The sequence below is a fragment of the Metallibacterium scheffleri genome (assembly GCF_002077135.1).
GTDB classification, from domain to species: domain Bacteria; phylum Pseudomonadota; class Gammaproteobacteria; order Xanthomonadales; family Rhodanobacteraceae; genus Metallibacterium; species Metallibacterium scheffleri.
In genome coordinates this window covers 141,857-159,257 of sequence record NZ_LDOS01000001.1, presented here as the reverse complement: position 1 = coordinate 159,257, position 17,401 = coordinate 141,857, and the positions used below count along the sequence as shown (strand labels likewise).

General features: G+C 68.2%; 12 protein-coding genes. 9 read left to right on the top strand and 3 right to left on the bottom strand.

Going from position 1 to position 17,401, the window contains the following annotated elements; all coding sequences use genetic code 11:
- Positions 1–145: 145 nt before the first annotated feature.
- Genes Mschef_RS00685 through Mschef_RS00660 form a run of 6 tightly spaced genes read left to right on the top strand, consistent with a single transcriptional unit; the run spans position 146 to position 8,193 of the window.
- A complete protein-coding gene (locus Mschef_RS00685; protein ID WP_081125944.1) occupies positions 146–829 on the top strand; it encodes a winged helix-turn-helix domain-containing protein in 684 nt (227 codons plus the stop codon).
- Entirely contained in the window at positions 816–2,222 is a 1,407-nt protein-coding gene (locus Mschef_RS00680; protein ID WP_136256373.1) for a sensor histidine kinase, read from the top strand. Before Mschef_RS00685 ends, Mschef_RS00680 begins: the two co-directional genes overlap by 14 nt.
- 8 nt (positions 2,223–2,230) lie before the next feature.
- Positions 2,231–2,776: a DedA family protein gene (locus tag Mschef_RS00675; protein WP_168708888.1), complete on the top strand. Its 546-nt coding sequence runs from the start codon at positions 2,231–2,233 to the stop codon at positions 2,774–2,776.
- A complete protein-coding gene (locus Mschef_RS00670) occupies positions 2,766–4,118 on the top strand; it encodes a TolC family protein (protein ID WP_168708887.1) in 1,353 nt (450 codons plus the stop codon). Before Mschef_RS00675 ends, Mschef_RS00670 begins: the two co-directional genes overlap by 11 nt.
- Positions 4,115–5,152, top strand: coding sequence for an efflux RND transporter periplasmic adaptor subunit (locus Mschef_RS00665; protein WP_081125940.1), 1,038 nt, complete (start codon positions 4,115–4,117; stop codon positions 5,150–5,152). The genes Mschef_RS00670 and Mschef_RS00665 overlap by 4 nt, the downstream gene beginning before the upstream one ends.
- Positions 5,149–8,193, top strand: a complete 3,045-nt coding sequence (locus Mschef_RS00660; protein WP_081125939.1) for an efflux RND transporter permease subunit — start codon at positions 5,149–5,151, stop codon at positions 8,191–8,193. The genes Mschef_RS00665 and Mschef_RS00660 overlap by 4 nt, the downstream gene beginning before the upstream one ends.
- Positions 8,194–8,196: 3 nt before the next feature.
- Here Mschef_RS00660 and Mschef_RS17900 read toward each other — a convergent pair whose 3' ends face one another.
- A complete protein-coding gene (locus Mschef_RS17900; protein ID WP_197686701.1) occupies positions 8,197–9,309 on the bottom strand; it encodes a GNAT family N-acetyltransferase in 1,113 nt (370 codons plus the stop codon).
- Positions 9,310–9,563: 254 nt separating this feature from the next.
- Positions 9,564–10,619 carry a TraB/GumN family protein gene (locus Mschef_RS17005; RefSeq protein ID WP_136256372.1) on the bottom strand — a complete coding sequence of 352 codons (1,056 nt, stop codon included), beginning with the start codon at positions 10,617–10,619 and terminating at the stop codon, positions 9,564–9,566.
- 202 nt (positions 10,620–10,821) lie between these two features.
- Between Mschef_RS17005 and Mschef_RS00640 the strand changes: the two genes are divergently transcribed.
- On the top strand, positions 10,822–14,049 hold the full coding sequence (locus tag Mschef_RS00640) for a hypothetical protein (RefSeq protein ID WP_136256371.1): 3,228 nt from the start codon (positions 10,822–10,824) through the stop codon (positions 14,047–14,049).
- Between the two features lie 56 nt (positions 14,050–14,105).
- Here the strand turns inward: Mschef_RS00640 and Mschef_RS00635 are convergent, their stop codons facing one another.
- Complete coding sequence (locus tag Mschef_RS00635) at positions 14,106–15,383, bottom strand: tyrosine/phenylalanine carboxypeptidase domain-containing protein (protein ID WP_081126737.1); 1,278 nt, start codon at positions 15,381–15,383, stop codon at positions 14,106–14,108.
- Positions 15,384–15,630: 247 nt separating this feature from the next.
- On the opposite strand from Mschef_RS00635, the gene Mschef_RS00630 reads away from it, so the two are divergent.
- Positions 15,631–16,071 (top strand): hypothetical protein, encoded by a 441-nt coding sequence (locus Mschef_RS00630; protein ID WP_136256370.1) that lies wholly within the window; start codon positions 15,631–15,633, stop codon positions 16,069–16,071.
- A gap of 154 nt (positions 16,072–16,225) precedes the next feature.
- Entirely contained in the window at positions 16,226–17,401 is a 1,176-nt protein-coding gene (locus tag Mschef_RS00625) for an efflux RND transporter periplasmic adaptor subunit (protein ID WP_081125935.1), read from the top strand.

Sequence of the window (17,401 nt, the reverse complement as noted above, 5' to 3'; positions counted from 1 at the left end):
GCCGCGGTGCCCGCCCATCGCCGCGGCTGCGTGCCGGAGTGACAGCGATGCTGCACAGCAGCCATGCTATGCGTCTGCCGCGGCGCCGCGTCGGCGCCGCGCATCGCACCGGCCGCCAAGGCCACACACCGCGAGGGCACACGCCATGCGCATCCTGGTGATCGAAGATGACAACGAGACCGCGGCCTATATCCTGCGCGGGCTCAGCGAGCACGGCCACGCCGTCGAGCGCGCGCCGACCGGACGCGACGGATTGTTCCTGGCAACCGACGGCAGCTACGACCTGATCGTGCTGGACCGCATGTTGCCGGGCATGGACGGCATGACCCTGCTCAAGACCCTGCGCGCTGCCGAGGTGCGCACGCCGGTGCTGATGCTCACCGCGCTGGGCGAGGTCGATCAGCGCGTCGAGGGCCTGGAGGCCGGCGCCGACGATTATCTGGGCAAGCCGTTCGTGTTCACCGAGCTGCTGGCGCGCGTGCAGGCGCTGGGCCGGCGTCCGCCGTTGCAGGAGCAGGTGTCGCTGCTGCAGGTGGCCGACCTGGAGATGGATCTGCTCAAGCGCGAGGTGCGCCGCGCCGGCAAGCTGATCGAGCTGCAGCCGCGCGAGTTTCGCCTGCTCGAATACATGATGCGTCACGCCGGCGAAGTGGTCACGCGTACCATGCTGCTGGAGCAGGTGTGGGATTTCCATTTCGATCCGCAGACCAGCGTGGTCGAGACCCACATCAGTCGCCTGCGCGCCAAGATCGATCGCGCGCATGGCGCCGGGCGCGAACTGCTATACACCGTGCGCGGCGCCGGATACTGCCTGCGTGCGCCTGCCTGAGCTGCTGCGCACCTCGGCGCTGCGCCTGGCGCTGTGGCAGGCGTTGCTATTCCTGGTGACCGCCGGGGTGCTGGCCGGCATCGTCGGCTGGCAGGTGCACGTGTTCGGCCGCGATCAGCTGCGCGCGGCGATCCGTGCCGACACGCAGCGTCTGCTCGAGGAACACGACGAGCCCGACAACGGTGGTCTGCGCGATGAAATCGCCGAACGCCTGCGCGCCGGTGGCATCGAGCACACGCTGATGGCGTTGCTGGATGGCGCGGGCCAGCCGGTGCTGAGCAACTTGCCGGCGTCGGTCGCGCTGCATGGCCTGGCGCCCGGCTGGCACGCGGTCGACATGCCGCGCAGCTACGACCCCGATGACGGCGACGACGCCAGCGCCGAGTTATGGCTGCAGCGCCTGCCCGATGGCCGCATGCTGGTGGTCGGCCGCGATCGCTCCAGCCTGATCCAGCTCGACGAAACCCTGGCCGGTGCCTTCGCCATCGCCAGCGCCGTGGCGTTGCTGCTGGCACTGTTCGGCGGGCTGCTGCTCGGGCGCAGTTATCTGCGCCGCGTGCGCGTGGTCGGCACCCGCGCGCAGCGCATCATGGACGGTGACCTCAGCGTGCGCATCCCGGCGCGCGCGCAAGGCGGCGATGAATTCGACCTGCTCGCGCGCCAGCTCAACGCGATGTTGGCGCGCATCCAGACCCTGATGGAAAGCATGCGCCAGGTGTCCAACGACATCGCGCACGATCTGCGCACGCCGCTGACGCATTTGCGCCAGCGCCTGGAAACCGCGGCGCGTGCCAGCGATGCCGACGCGTTGCGCGCGGCGCTGGCGCAGGCACAGCACGACGTCGACCAGGTGCTGTCCACGTTCTCCGCGATGCTGGCCATCGCGCGTATCGAGGCGCGTGAGCGCCGCGCCGGCTTTGCCATAGTCGATTTCAGCACCCTGCTCGAGGTGCTCGCCGCCGACTACGCGCCGGTCGCCGAGGAGCGTGGCCAGCGCCTGCGCACGCAGATCGCGCCGGGGCTGATGGTCGCCGGCGACCGCCGCCTGCTGCAGCAACTGTTCGCCAACCTGATCGAGAACGCGATGACGCACAGCCCCGCGCATACCGAAATCACCTTGAGCCTCGCCGCCGAGGGCGCGCAGGGTTTTCTTGCCACGGTGGCTGATCGCGGCCCCGGCATTCCGGCGGCCGAGCGCGAGGCCGTGTTCAAGCGCTTTTATCGCCTCGATCAGTCGCGCGCGACGCCGGGCAGCGGCCTGGGTCTGGCGTTGGTGCAGGCCATCGCCGAGTTGCATGGTTTCCGCGCCAGCATCGCGGACCACGCACCGGGTACGCGCGTGCTGCTGCGCGGCGCACGCGCCGCGCCGGTCAGGTCGGGTGACTTGGCATGATTCAAGCCATGATCCACGCGCTCGCGCAGTTCGTGCTGGCGCACGCGCACTGGGCGCCGCTGCTGCTGGCGCTGGTGGCCTTCAGCGAGGCGCTGGTCGTGGTCGGCACGCTGGTGCCCGGCTCGGCCACGCTGGTGGCGGTGGGCGCGGCGGCCGGCGCCTTGCATCTGCCGCTGCTGCCGCTGCTGCTGGGTGCAATGTCCGGCGCGGTGGCCGGCGACACCCTGTCGTTTTTCCTGGGCCGGCATTACGGACCGCGCCTGCTGTCTTCGCCGCGGCTGGACAAGCGCCGCGTGTGGATCGTGCGCGGCGAAAAGGCGCTGTCGCGCTGGGGTGATCTGGCCGTGTTCGGCGGGCGCCTGCTGCCGCCGACGCGCGCGCTGATACCGGCAATGGCCGGCACCTCGGTGCTGCCGTGGTGGCGCTTTCTCATCGCCGACGTGTTCGCCGCGCTGGTGTGGGCGGCGCTGCATCTGGGCGCGGCGGCATTCGTCACCCATGCGCTGGTGCATGGCGGCTGGTTCAACACCTGGTGGCACGCGCATGGCCTGTGATCGCGCACGCCGGGCCGGTGCGTTGCTGCTGGTGTTGCTGCTGGGCGGCTGCGTGAGCTACCAGCCGCGACCGCTGGCGCAGGCGCCGCGCTGGTCGCCGCTGCCTGCTGCCGCACCCGGGCGCGCGCTGCCGCGGCTCGATCTGAAGCAGGCCGTGGCACTGGCCTTGCACGACAATCCCGATTACCGCGCGGCGCTGCTCGACGCGCGCATCAGTACCTTGCAATTACGTGCCGCCGGCCTGCTGCCCGATCCGCAACTGAGCGCCAGCGCCGATCATCCAGGCACGCCGGGCTACAGTCGCGCCTGGGGTCTGGGTCTGAGCGCGGACGTGTCCTGGCTGCTGACGCGCGGGGCCACGCTGGATGCCGCGCGCGCGCAGCGCACCGCCACGTTGTTGAATCTGGCCTGGCGGGGCTGGGCGCTGGCGCAAGGCACGGCGACCGATTTCATCGATGCGTGGAGCGCGCAGCAGCGCTGCGCCTTGCTGCAGCGCCAGGTGGACACGGAGCGCACGCGCGCGGCGGCGTTTTCGCGCGCACTGCAGCGCCGCGATGTGACCCTGGAAAACGCCGCCGCCAATCTGGTCACGCTGGCCGCGGCCGAATCGCAACTGGCCAGCGCCGAACAGGCGCGCGCTGCCGCGCGGGCGCGGCTGGATGCCGATCTCAATCTGCCGCCGGATGCGCGCTACACGTTGCGGGCGCCCAGCGTGCTGGCGCTGCCGGATGCGCACCAGCTCGATGCCGCGCTGGCCGCGCTGCCACGCACGCGTCCGGACCTGCTTGCGCTGGCCGCCGCCGCACAGGCGCGCGATGCCGAGTTTCGCGCCGCGGTGCTGGCGCAGTTTCCCGCGCTCAGCGTCGGCATCACCCGCGCCTCCGACACCAGCCGCGTGCACAGCACCGGCATCGGCATCAGCCTGAGCCTGCCGGTCTTCGGCGGCGCGCAGGCGCGCGCGCGCATCGCCGGGGCCACGCGCGACCGCGCCGTGGCGGAATATCAGGCACGCCTGGATGGCGCCGATCGCGCCGCGCGCGCGCTGGCCGCGCAGTTGCGCCTGCTCGTCGCGCAGCGCGCACAGCTCGTCGGGCACCTGCCACAGCTGCGCGAGCTGGCGGCCAATGCCGATCGTGCCTTCGCCGGCGGCAATCTCAGCGGCACCGCCTGGGCCGGCGTGCAGCAGAACCTGATCGCGCGCGAGCTGGAACGGCTGTATCTCGATGCCACCTTGGCCAAGGGCCAGGTGGCGCTGGCCGCGCTGCTCGGCCACGTGCCGCCCGGCGCCGCCGCGCTGTCCACGGCGACCTCCTCCAACCCTGCCGAAGTTCCGATCCCATGAAATGGTTCGTGCTGTTCTTGCCGATGCTGCTGCTTGCGCCGCGCCTTGCGCAGGCCGCGCCCGCCGCGCCCAGCGTGCTGGTGCAAACCGTGCCGGCGACGTTGCGCGATCTCGATGAACGGCTCACCGTGTATGGCAAGGTCGAGCCTGACCCCGAGCGTCTGCGCGCCGTGACCACGTTGAGCAGCGGCGAGGTGCGCAAACTCTACGTCGGGCTGGGCCAGCGCGTGACGCCAGGACAGCCGCTGCTGGAGCTGGCCACCGCACCCCAGGCGCGCATGGCATGGACGCAGGCGCAGGGCCGCGTGGCCAGCGCGCGCATCCAGTTGCAGCAGACGCAAAATCTGTTCGGTGAGCAACTGGCCACGCGCGCCGATCTGGCCAGCGCACGGCAGGCGCTGGGCAGTGCCGAGGCCGCGCTGGCCGCGCTGCACGCGCAGGGTGCGCAGCACGCCACGCAAGTGCTGCGTGCCAGCGCGGCCGCGGTGGTCACGCAGCTCGATGTCGCGCCAGGCGCGCTGGTGCAACCGGGCCAGCCGCTGTTGCTGCTGGGCGCGCAGGGTCATGTCTGGGTGCGCTTTGGCGTCGAGCCCGAGGACGCCGCGCGCGTCGCGCCGGGCATGCCGGTGACGCTGACGCCCGTGTTCGGCGGCGCGCCATTGGACGCGCGCGTCGCGCAGGTGCACGCGGTGATCAACCCGACCACGCACCTGCTTGATGCCGTGGTCAGGCTGGATGGCGCGCGCGCGGCCGCGCAGATTCCCGGTGCGTGGATGCGCGGCGTCATCCGCCTGCGCGCGACGCGCGCGCTGGCGGTGCCGCGCAGCGCCGTGCTCGACGACGCGCGCGGCCACTACGTGTTCGTGATCGAGCGCGGCCATGCGCGCCGCGTGGCGGTGAATGCGGGGCTTGAGCAGGGCGGCTGGATCGCGGTGCAGGGCGCGCTGGTGCCCGGCGCGCAGGTGGTCAGCGCCGGCAACTACGAACTGCACGACGGCATGGCCGTGCGCATCGCCGCGGCGCCGGCGCGATGAGCGGCGGGCTCGCGGCCTGGCTGCAGCGGCACCGGCGCTCGATCCTGTTCCTGATGTCGGTGCTCGCGGCCGGCGGGCTCCTCGCCGCGCTCAACATGCCGGTGTCGCTGTTTCCGGCGATCCAGTTTCCGCGCGTGCGCGTGAGCATCGACGCCGGTGACCGCCCGGCGCAACAGATGGCCATCGAGGTGACGCGCCCGGTGGAGCAGGCGCTGCGCGGCGTGCCCAATGTGCAGGCGATCGCGTCCACCTCCAGCCGCGGCAGCACCGACATCGACCTGCGTTTCGCCTGGGGCACCGACATCATCCAGTCGGCGCTGCAGGTCGAGGCCGCGCTCAACCAGGTGCTGCCGCAATTGCCCGCGGGCACGCGCTTCAACGTGCGGCCGATGGACCCGACCAAGTTTCCGGTGGTGGCCTACAGCCTGACCTCGCCCACGGCGACGCCGGTGCAGTTGCACGCCATCGCCGAGTATCAACTGCTGCCGCTGATCTCGAGCATCCACGGCGTGCGCGCGGTACAGGTGCAGGGTGGCGAAACGCCCGAATACCGCGTCACCGTGGACCCGGCCCGGCTGGCAGCGTTGGGACTGAGCCTGCAGAATGTCGAGGCGGCGCTGTCCGCCGCCAACGTGGTGCAGGCAGTGGGCCGGTTGCAGCGCCAGGGCCGGCTGTACCTGCTGCTCTCGGACACGCGTTTCAGTGGCCTTGATGCGATCCGCCACAGCGTGCTGCGCACCGGCAGCGACGGCGTGGTGGAACTGGACGACGTGGCCACGGTGAGCCTGGCCACGGTGCCGCGCTGGCAGAGCGAAACCGCCGACGGCAAGCCGGCGGTGCTGATCAACGTGTACCAGCAGCTCGGCGGCAACACCGTGGCGATCAGCCGCGACATCGCCGCGGCATTGGCGGCGTTCCGCGACAAGCTGCCGGCCGACGTGCGCATCCACCAGTGGTACGACCAGAGCGGGTTGATCACCGCGTCGGCCGGCTCGGTGCGCGACGCCATCATCCTCGGCGTGCTGTTCGCTACCGCTGTGCTGTTCCTGTTTCTGCGCAACTGGAAGCTGACCCTGATCGCCGCGCTGGTGGTGCCCGCGGTGCTGGCCGCGACCAGCCTGCTGCTGTACGCGCTGGGCATGAGCTTCAACATCATGACCTTGGGCGGCATGGCCGCGGCGGTGGGGCTGATCATCGACGACGTGATCGTCATGCTCGAACACCTCGTGCGGCGCGGCGCGCAGCGCGGCCACGGCACGCAGACGCTGCTCGCCGCCGCGCGCGAATTCACCCAGCCGCTGGCCGGCTCGAGCACGGCCACGGTGATCATCTTCGTGCCGCTGGCGTTCCTCGGCGGCGTCACCGGCGCGTTCTTCAAGGCGTTGTCGCTGACCATGGGCGCCAGCCTGGTGATCAGTTTCTTCTTTGCCTGGCTGGCGCTGCCGCTGCTGGCCGATCACCTGCTCGGCGCGAAGGACGCCGCGATCGAGCATGGCGGGCGTTTGACCCACGCCGTGCAGGGCTGGTACCGGCGCCTGATGACGCGGTTGCTGGCGCGTCCGGCCCTGCTGTTGCTGGGGCTTGCGCCGCTGCTGGCGCTGGGTACGCTGGGCTACTTCAAGGTGCCCACCGGCTTCATGCCGGAGATGCAGGAGGGCGGGTTCGTGCTCGATTACCGCACGCGGCCCGGCACCTCGTTGCGCGAGAGCGATCGCCTGATCGCGCAGGTCGAGCACATCCTGGCCAGTACGCCGGGCGTGGATACCTGGTCGCGGCGCACCGGCGCGCAGCTCGGCGGCGGCATCACCGAGGCCAACGAGGGTGACTTTTTCGTGCGCCTGAAATCGCCCGCCGGGCAAGCCGCGCTCATGCAACGCATCGTCGCGCGCATCCAGCAGCAGGTGCCGGGCTTCGAGATCCTCGACACGCCGCAGCCGATGCAGGACCTCATCGGCGACCTCACCGGCTCGCCGCGCCCGGTGGTGATCCGCCTGTTCGGCGACGACTGGAGCCAGCTGGTGACGCTGGCGCCGAAGGTCGCCGCTGCCGTCGGCAAGGTGCGCGGGCTGACCGAGGTGCAGGATGGCTTGAACATCGCCGGCGACGCCGTGGAGATCAAGGTCGATCGCATCAAGGCGGCGCTGGAGGGCATCACCCCGGCTGCGGTCACGCGCCAGCTCGACACGTACCTGTCCGGCACGGTGACCACGCACGTGCTGCAGGGCCAGCAGGTGCTCGGCGTGCGCGTGTGGGTGGCGCCGCGCGATCGCGACTCGTTGCGCCGCATCGAGGCGCTGCGTCTGCGCGCCGTCGACGGCCATCTGCTGCCACTGGCGCGCATCGCCACGCTCAAGCTGATCACCGGGCAGCCGCAGATCACGCGCTACGACCTCAAGCCCATGGTCGCGGTGTCGGCGCGCATCGAGGGTCGCGGCTTTGGCAATGCGCTGGCCGATGTCAAGCGCGTGCTGGCACGGCCCGGCCTGCTGCCACGGGGCGTGTACTACACGCTCGGCGGTTTGTATCAGCAGCAGCAGATCGCGTTTCGCGGTCTGGCCATGGTGTTCGGCGCGGCCACCGCGCTGGTGTTTCTGGCACTGCTATTCCTGTACGAGCGGTTTCGCGTGGCGCTGGCGATCATGGCCGCGCCGCTGCTCGCCGCCAGCGCGGTGTTCTTTGGCCTGTGGATCAGCGGGCAGACGCTCAACATCACCGCGCTGATGGGCCTGACCATGATCCTTGGCATCGTCACCGAGGTCGGCGTGTTCTATTTCTCCGAGCTGCAACTGCTGCGCGGCGAAGGCATGGCCTTCGGCGAGGCGATCATCCAGGCCGGCGTCAACCGCCTGCGCCCGATCGCCATGACCACGCTGGCCGCCGCCCTGGCGCTGCTGCCGCTGGCGCTGGGCATCGGCCAGGGCTCGGCGATGCAGCAGCCACTGGCCATCGCCATCATCGCCGGCCTCGCCGTGCAGATGCCGCTGGTGCTGCTGCTGGTGCCGGTGCTGTACGCGCTGCTGGCGCGGCGCGAGGCGCGTTGAGGATCAAGCGTCCGCCAGCAATGCCCAGCGCTCGTGATCGCGCCAGCGGCCGCCGATTTTCAGATAGCGCGGCGAGAAACCCTCCAGGGTGAAGCCGCAGGCGCGCACCAGCGCGCGCGAAGCCACGTTGCCGGGCTGGATGTTGATCTCCAGCCGGTGCAGTTTCAGCGCGCCGAAAGCGTGGCGCACGGCGGCGTGCAGCGCCTCGCGCATCAGCCCCTGGCGTTCGTGTCCGGCGAACACGTAGTAGCTCAGATACGCGCTGCACAATGCGCCGCGCACGATCTTGCTGAGATTGATCACGCCGACCGCCGCGCCGCTGTCGCGCAGGCACACCAGATGCGTGTAGTGATCGGGCTGCGCGGCGCGCGCCAGCAGCGCGCGGAATTGCTGCGGCGTCTGCGGCGCGCGCAGCCAGGGATGATGCAAGGCGCGGCTGATGCGTGCGGCAGCCAGAAACGTCCGTGCATCGTCGGGTCGCAGCGCGCGCAGCACGACGCGCGTGGGTGGCAGCGTGCGTCGTGGGCCTTGCACGGGTTTGCACGCAGGCTGCGCATGGGCGGCAGTGGTCGTCATCGGCACGCGCGCGAACACGTGCGCCGTCACCGGCTGGCCGCCCACGATCAGGCGATTGCGCGCGATGCATTCCAGCGTGGCGCCGGCCTTGCGCGCCACCGCCGCGCTGGCGGCGTTGCCTTGCGCCGTCACGATCTCGATGCGCGCCAGTCGCAGCGTGTCGAAACCGAAATCCAGCAAGGCGCGCGCCGCCTGCGTGGCGATGCCTTGCCCCTCGCGCGTATGTCGCACCCAGTAGCCGAGATTGGCGCTGCGGTGTTGCGCGTCGATGCGATTGAGCCCGGCGCCACCCAGCAACTCGCGCCCGTCACGGCTGAAAATGCCGAGCGCGTGTGCGGTTTCCGCGCGCCGCTGCGCCGCGCAATCGGCGAACCAGGCTAGCGCCATGTCCGGCGTGTAATCGGCGCGCGGCCACGGCATCCAGCGCCCGACGCTGGCCGCCGATTCGCGCACCGCCGCCGCGAAGCGCACCGCGTCGCCGCGGCGAAACGGGCGCAGCAGCAACGTGGGCGTGACGATCGCGATCGTGTGGGGGGTCATGGGTTGACTCGCAAGGCACGGGTTGCGCGGATTGTGGCGCGTTCGGCCACAAGACACCCCGCCAAGCCAAGCTCGCGTGGCGCACGCGGCAGCCGGATCTGTTTATCGGAAAAGCCAAGAATCAAGCGGGACTTGACAGCTATCCCACCGCGCCGGCTCCGCCAAAACAGGCCGCCCACCAAAGCGGGACAAGTCCGGGGAAGGTGCACTTTGACCCTCGTTTTACGGACCCGGATAGCAAAATGGCGTCTCCTTTAATGGTGGAAGTCCCCGAGTCCCGTTTTATGATTTGTAATCCCTTGTGGATCAGTTATGGCATATCCCAGCTTTCTGAACTGATAGATAAAACCCTTTGCGCTCAGGAGAATATTGATTGGAAGAACGGTTACCGCAACAGGGTATTTTTGTATAATTCCTTCATAATAATCGACAAGCCGATGTTTAAACCGTAGGTTTTGGCCACCATATTCTTTAGTATACGCGGCGCGGTATGTTGAATTCCAATAGCAACTGTGACGGCTGGTCGGCTTCAGGTACTCAATCTGGGAAAGATCACCAATCGCCCATGCTTTTGCCCGGTAATAAATTTTTGGGTAATCATGGGCAACGCGCTCAAGAATGGCGCGAAAACAGGCAAAATGGTCCCCGTCCTGCTGTTTGCGTATTCGTAAAAATGCCTTTTCAAAATGACTGACATCTTGAATAAGTACCGGGTGCTTAATTCGCAGCCCGTCGTGCCGGGCGATATGGATCAATGCATGATCGACATAACGTTCTCTCAATCCATAGTGATCGCGGAAACGCTTGTAAAGTATTTCCTGTGCATAAAAGGGCGTGAGTCGATCGGGCGGATTGTGGCCATGCCCATATTTTTTCCATAATTGAAGCCATTGCTCGTAAATAGAATTAGGCAGAATGTTTGATAGTACTGCGCCGTGGGGATTTTCGCGCCACTGGTGGTGCTCAAGCCAATCCACCTGTATTAATCTTAGTATGGGCAGCTTTTTTTCTAAATTTGTGCTCCGTTTGTCTGCAATGAATACCCGCGCAGTTTTCATCAATTCCGTCACATTTGTAGAGTTCCACTTCAGATCCTTTTGGATTGGCGAAACGCTGCCGACAATCCACAGCACGTGGTTGCCTTTTGATATTCCCCAGATCGCCGGGCCGTACTGATCAACCTGCACCGTCGGCAGCGACGCAGTGGCCTGGCTGCTTGCCAAAGCGGGGCTTGCGCGGCTGGTGCCGCTGATCGCATACAAACCGATAAAAACGGCAACTGTCAAAAATGCTAACCATCTGCTGTTCATGGAATGCCCCGAAGCAGCAAGCTTGCGGCAATTCTTGCACCGCAAACCGCCCTCAACAAGTGCCCTCGCGACCGCGCAATTACGGTTCCCATACAATCCCGCTTTTCGCCCTGAAACCCATGACTTCCGGCAGGGGTCGCGCTGCAACCAAACCGCGGCTGAACGGTCTGAGTGGCTTCGTCTGAACCTCGGAGTCGCCACCATGCCCCGCACCCCGCGTCTGTCCCCACTTGCTCTTGCGCTGGTTTTGGCGCTTGCTCCCGCGCTGCCGCTGCTGGCGGCGCCTGCATCGGCGGCGAAGCCGGCGGTCAATCCGGCGGAATCGCCGTTCACCCACCTGGCGTTCCGCAATCTCGGCCCGGCGGTGGCGGGCGGGCGCGTGACGGCCATCGCCGGCATCCCCGGCAATCCGCGCGTGTTTTATGTGGGCGCGGCCAGCGGCGGTGTGTGGAAAACCGTCGATGGCGGGCTGCACTTCACCTCGATCTTCGGCAAGGAAGGTACGTCCTCGATCGGCGCGGTGGCACTGGCGCCGTCCAACCCGAACATCGTCTGGGTGGGCACCGGCGAGGCCAACATCCGCAGCGATGTGATTGGTGGCGATGGCGTGTACGTGTCCACCGATGCCGGGCAGAGCTTCAAGCGCGTGCTGGATGAGCACGGCCAGGTGGGGCGCATCCTCATCGACCCGCAGAATCCCGAGCACGTGCTGGTGGCGGTGCTCGGCAATCCGTGGAAGCCCAACGCCGCGCGCGGCGTGTTCGAAACCACCGACGGTGGCAAGACCTGGCACAAGAGCCTGTTCGTCAATGACGGCACCGGCGCGGTCGATCTGGCCTGGGCGCCGTCCAATCCCAAGGTGGTGTTCGCCGCCACGTGGCAGGCCAATCGCACGCCGTGGACCTTGAACGATGGCGGCCCCGGCAGCGGCATCTGGCGCAGCAACGACGGTGGCGCCACCTGGACCGAGCTGCACGATGGCCTGCCCAAGGGTCCGCTGGGGCGCATCGGTCTGGCGGTGGCGCCGTCGCAGCCGGATCTGGTGTATGCGCTGGTCGAGGCCAAGCGCGGCGAGGGCCTGCTGTTTTCCTCGAACGATCTGGGCGAGCACTGGCACCGGGTCAGCGACAACTACGCGCTGGACGTGCGCCCGTTCTACTTCAGCACGCTGGCGGTCGCGCCCAACGACCCGCAGCGCGTGTACTTCAACTCGTTCTATTTGATGGTTTCGAACAATGGCGGCAAGACCGCCAAGCCGCTCGACAAGTCGGTGCATGTGGATCACCACGCGCTGTGGATCGACCCGACCGATCCGAACCGCATCCTCGAAGGCAACGACGGCGGTGCCTATGCCTCGCTGGACGGCGGCAAGACCTGGCGTTTTCTCGATGACCTGCCCATCGAGCAGGTGTATGCGATCGCCACCGACAACCGCAAACCCTTCGACGTGTGTGTCGGCCTGCAGGACAACAGCGGCTGGTGCGGACCGAGCAACACCATGGCCGACAACGTGATCAGCGCCTACGACTGGTACACCGTGGTCGGTGGCGACGGCGAATACGCGGTGCCCGCGCCGAGCGATGCCGATGTGATTTACAGCAACGCCGAAGACGGCGCGACCATGCGATTCGATCGCCGCACCAAGCTGTCGCGCTTCGCCATGCCGTATCTGCACGGCCCCGGCGCGGTGAACGATCTGGAGACCAGGAACCAGAAGTACCGCTTCAACTGGACCGCGCCGATCGCGGTGGATCCGAACGACGCCAAGACCGTGTACCTCGGCGCCAACGTGTTGTTCAAGAGCACCGACGGCGGCCTCGACTGGACCGTGGACAGCCCCGACCTGACGCGCAACGACAAGAGCAAGCAGCTCAACTCGGGCGGGCCGGTGAACAAGGACATCTCCGGCGCCGAGACCTACGACACCATCCAGTCCATCGCCATCGCGCCGCAGAATCCCGAGGTGATCTGGGTGGGCACCGACGATGGTCTGGTGCAAGTCACCCGCGACGGCGGCAAGACCTGGCACGACGTCACCCCGGGTGGCGTGCCGAAGTGGGCGCGCGTGTACCAGATCGGCGCCTCGCCGTTCACCCTGGGCACGGCGTATCTGTCGTTCGACGCGCACATGCTGGCCGACAACAAACCCTATGTGTACAAGACCACCGATTACGGCGCGCACTGGCAGCGCATCGACAGCGGCCTGCCCGACAACGCCTCGACCCTGGTGGTGCGCGAGGATCCGCGGCAGCAGGGCTTCCTCGCCGCCGGCACCATGACCGGGGTGTGGATCTCGCACGATGACGGCGCGCACTGGAACAAGCTGGTCACGCACGCGTTCCCGACGACGCCGGTATGGGATCTCAACTACGCGCAGGGCGATCTGGTGCTGGGCACGCACGGCAACGGCATCTGGGTGTTCGATCACATGGCGCCGCTGGCGCAGTGGCGTCCGGCCATGGCGCAGGATGCGCTGCACGTGTTCACGCCCAGCATCGGCATCGAATGGCAGCGCTGGTCGCGCGGCGAGGGCGCCGAGCCGGCGTTCACCACGCCCAATCCGCCCACCGGCGTGATCCTCGATTACTGGCTGCCCAAGGCGCTGACGCCCAGCGCGGCGGAAAAGGCCGGCAAGCAGACGCCGGTGCGGATCGTGGTCACCGACGCCAGGGGCGACGTGGTGGCCACGCGCTGGGGACCGGCCAAGGCCGGCATCAACCGCTTTGCCTGGGACATGACCTGGGACGGCTACACGCGTCTGGACTTTGGCGACCGCCACATCAAGAGCGCCAACAACAGCGGACCATTGGCGCTGCCCGGCACCTACACGGTGACGATCAGCGCCGACGGCGTGAGCAAGGCCGTGCCGGTGACGCTGCAGTACGACCCCAACCAGCAGTTCGACGCCGCTGCCAACACGGCCGCGCTGCAGGCTGCGCTGGCGACACGCAACCAGGTCGATGCGCTCAACCAGATGCTCAACCGCCTCACCGCCTGGCAGGGCGCGCTGAAGGCCTACGAGGTCAAGGCGCAGGACACGGGCAGCAGCATGGACGCCACCCAGCGTGGCCTGCTGGCGCAGGCGCAGGTGCTGGACAAGCAGGTCACGGCGCTGCGCGACGGCATCTACAACCCGCTGCTGCAACACGAGGTGATCGAGGACGACATCCACTACCTGCAGGATCTGCACGCCAATCTGGAGATGACCTACGGCCTGGTCTCCGGCCTGCAGGATCAGGCGCCGACGCCGCCCATGCACGGGCTGATGCAGGAATACGGCGGCCAGCTCATGCAGAAACTGGATGCGTTCAATGGCCTGCTCGGCAACGGCGTGGCGCAGTGGAACGCCGCCGCCTACAAGGCCGGCGCACCCACGCTGCCGGGCGGTGCGCCGATCGGCGTGGTGCCCGCGCCGCTGATCGGCACCTGAGGCAAGCCCACGGTGTCCGCATCCGTGTGGGTGCGGACGCCGTTGCCCTGCCGGCTTCAGGCGTCAGTCCGCGCGCGCCAGTTGGCGGCGCTGACTTCGTCCATGGGAATGCGGTTGATGAACAGCGAGAACGCCAGACTGCCCGCGAGTCCCTGCATCGAGGCGATCCACGGCGGCAGGTAGCGTGGCTCGGCGATGAAGCCGGTGTCGAACCAGGGCTCGAAATCGAGCACGTCACTCAACGCCATCTTGCCGGCGAACAGACGCCGCAGCAGGCTCAGTCGGCGCCCACGCAAGGCCCAGCGGAAAAACGTGTGCACGCTGAGCAGGCCATGCAGATACACGGTGTCCTTGGCGAAGGCATAGCCGCCGCGCAACGGCACGCCGCGGAAGATGCGCGCGGTGGAGTTGTAGCTGTCGGCGGCATCGTGGCCGTGGCCGAGGAAAAAACGGAACACCTCGATGAAATCGGCGCCGGAAAGCGCCAGCTCGATGCCGAGGATGCGCAGGCTGATGCGCTTGAGCCGCGCCAGGTCCATGCCGCCGGAGATCAGCTCGGCATACACCGCCAGGCCTTCCTGGGTCGCGGTGACGTGCGGACTGGTGCGCGCCAGCGAGCCCAGCGCCGGCTGCAGCAGGCCGTTGCGCGCGGTGAGCGTGTGCACGAAGGCTTCGTGCGCGAGCAACTGGTGGCGGTCGTAGGCGCTGAACCGCGACGTGCTGCGCAAACGGATGCGGCTGGCACCGGCGGCGGCCTTGGCGGCCAACTCGGCATCCAGCTCCACCGCGACGCTGCCGGCGCCGAAAAACGCATCCAGCGCCACGCGCAACTCGGTCTGCAGGGTGGCGGCGTCGATATCGTGCAACTCGGCCGAATCCTCCAGCTCGCCGCCCAGTTCCGCGGCCACCGCGACGAACTCGCGCGCGGCCGCGGCGCTGCTCAGCGTGGTGCCGGGGATCGCATCCTGCGGGCTGCCATACAGTTGCGCCGACAGCGCGCTGGCGGCGGGCGTGCCCACCGCTTCCAGCATCAACGTGGCGTCGCGCCAGGCGCTCGCCGCGCGCTGCAAATAATTGCCCAGCGGATGCGCATGCGGAATGGCGACGAGGATCGCGTCCAGTTCGTCGCGCGCGGCGGACAGGTCCGGGGCGCGATAGTCCGCGACCGGCATGCGCAGGCGCCCCGCCGCGTGCGCGGCCAGAAACGGCTCGGCTTGTGCCGCCGGCAGCGCCACCGTGCGCAGGATGCGCACGCCACGCACCGCGGCGCTCAGACGCTGATCCAGCGCGGCGATGCGCTGCAAGTCGGATGCGGGCGGCGCTGCGGCGAGCATGCCGCGATTGTAGGCCCGCGCGTGGCCGATGGCGCGGTGCAGCAGGGCTGCGACGGGGCCGTGGCGCAACGAACCGTTACATCCCGACACGCCAGGCATTCATTGCGCGCAGCACGCGCACCTAGAGTGCGCATGCCGACCCACGTGCGCGCAGCCCCGGCGGCGCGGGGCGGATGCCGCGGACGCCAACGGCGCGCCGCACTCAATGTCACGCCGCGACAGACGGCGCCCGCATCCGGAGTTCACCATGTCTTGCACGACACGTACCAGCCCCGCCGCGGGCAGCACCGCGAGCAATGATCCGCGCAGTTTCGCGCGCAGCCTCGGCATCAACCTGCGCCATCTGGCCGAGTACGCCAACGTCGCGCCGGAGACCCCAACCCTGCAGCCGCTCGATGCGCGACTGCAACGCTACATGCGCGATGCGCGTACGGTGCTCGATCGCGCCACGCGCCTGGGTGGTGGCCGCGCGGCCGCGCGTGACTGGTTCCGGCACATGCCGCTGGCGACGTTCGCCTACCGCACCGCCGAGGAGATGGTGTCCGAGGGCCGCGTTGGTGAACTGTTGCACTATCTGGATGGCGTCGAACGCTGGGACACGCGCGCCGCGCTGCCCACGCGCGATGCCGGCGCCGCGTTTGCCCTTTCCACGCCAGCGCGTGGCGACGACGATTCGCCCATGGCCTGAGCGGATCTGCGCGTATCCGCGGCGCGCGCAAGTTTGCAATTGGCTTGCGACGCGACATGACTGATGGCAGGGCCGCGCGCGCGCAGGCGGCGCGGCCCTACACTTGCACGGTTTGCGAGCCCACACCTATCCCCGCCCCATCCCAGGAAGCGCCATGTCACGCTGGAAAATCGTCGCGATCATCGTGGTCGTGCTGGTGGTCGCCATCATTGGTTACCGCATCATGCATCGATCCACCGGTTTCCAGCGCGGCGGCGAGGACACGCCGATCCCGGTCACCGTGGTGCCGGCCACGCGCGAAAACGTGCCGGTCTATCTGACCGCGCTGGGCACGGTCAGCGCGCTGAACACGGTCACCGTGGTGCCGCAGGTCACCGGGCAGCTGGTTTCGGTCAACTTCAAGGAAGGCAAGGAGATCAAGAAGGGTGACGTGATCGCGCAAATCGATCCGCGTACGTTTCAGGCCGCGGTCGAGCAGGCGCAGGGCAAGCTGGCGCAGGATCAGGCGCTGCTGAGCGCGGCGAAGTATCTGGCATCCAGCTACGAAAACCTGGGCAAGAAACAGTACGTCGCCGCGCAAACCCTGCAGGCGCAGGAGCAGACCGTGCTGCAGCAGCGCGCCGCGGTGCTGGCCGACCAGGCCGCGCTGGACAGCGCGCGGGTGCAACTGGGCTACACCACGATCCGCGCGCCGATCGACGGCATCGCCGGACTGCGTCTGGTGGACGTCGGCAACATAGTCGGCCCGACCACCAGCGGCGGCATCGTGGTGCTGACCCAGATCCACCCGATCAGCGTGCTGTTCAATCTACCCCAGCAGAACATCGAAGCCGTGCGTGACGGCATGCTCAAGGGCGCGCTGCAGGTCGCGGCGCTGGATCGCAGCAACGACAAGGTGATCGCCATGGGCGCGCTCAAGGTGATCAGCAACCAGATCGATACCAGCACCTCGACGTTCCAGCTCAAGGCCGAATTCGCCAATCCCACCGATACGCTGTGGCCAGGGCAGTTCGTCAACGTGCGCCTGCAACTAGGCACGCTGCACGACGCGCTGGTGGTGCCGGCACAGGCGGTGCAGCGCGGTCCCGATGGCGACTACGTGTTCGCGGTGCAGCCCGGCAACACGGTGAAGATGCAGGCGGTGACCACCGGCGGCGAGGCCGGCGCCAGCCAGACCCTGATCCGCAGTGGACTCGTCGCCGGTACGCGCGTGGTCACCGAGGGGCAATTCCGGCTCAAGCAGAACAGCAAGGTGATCCCGCTGGCGCCGGGTCAGGTGCCGCCGCTGCCCAAGACCGCCACGGCCGGCACGCGCAGCGGTGGCGGCTGA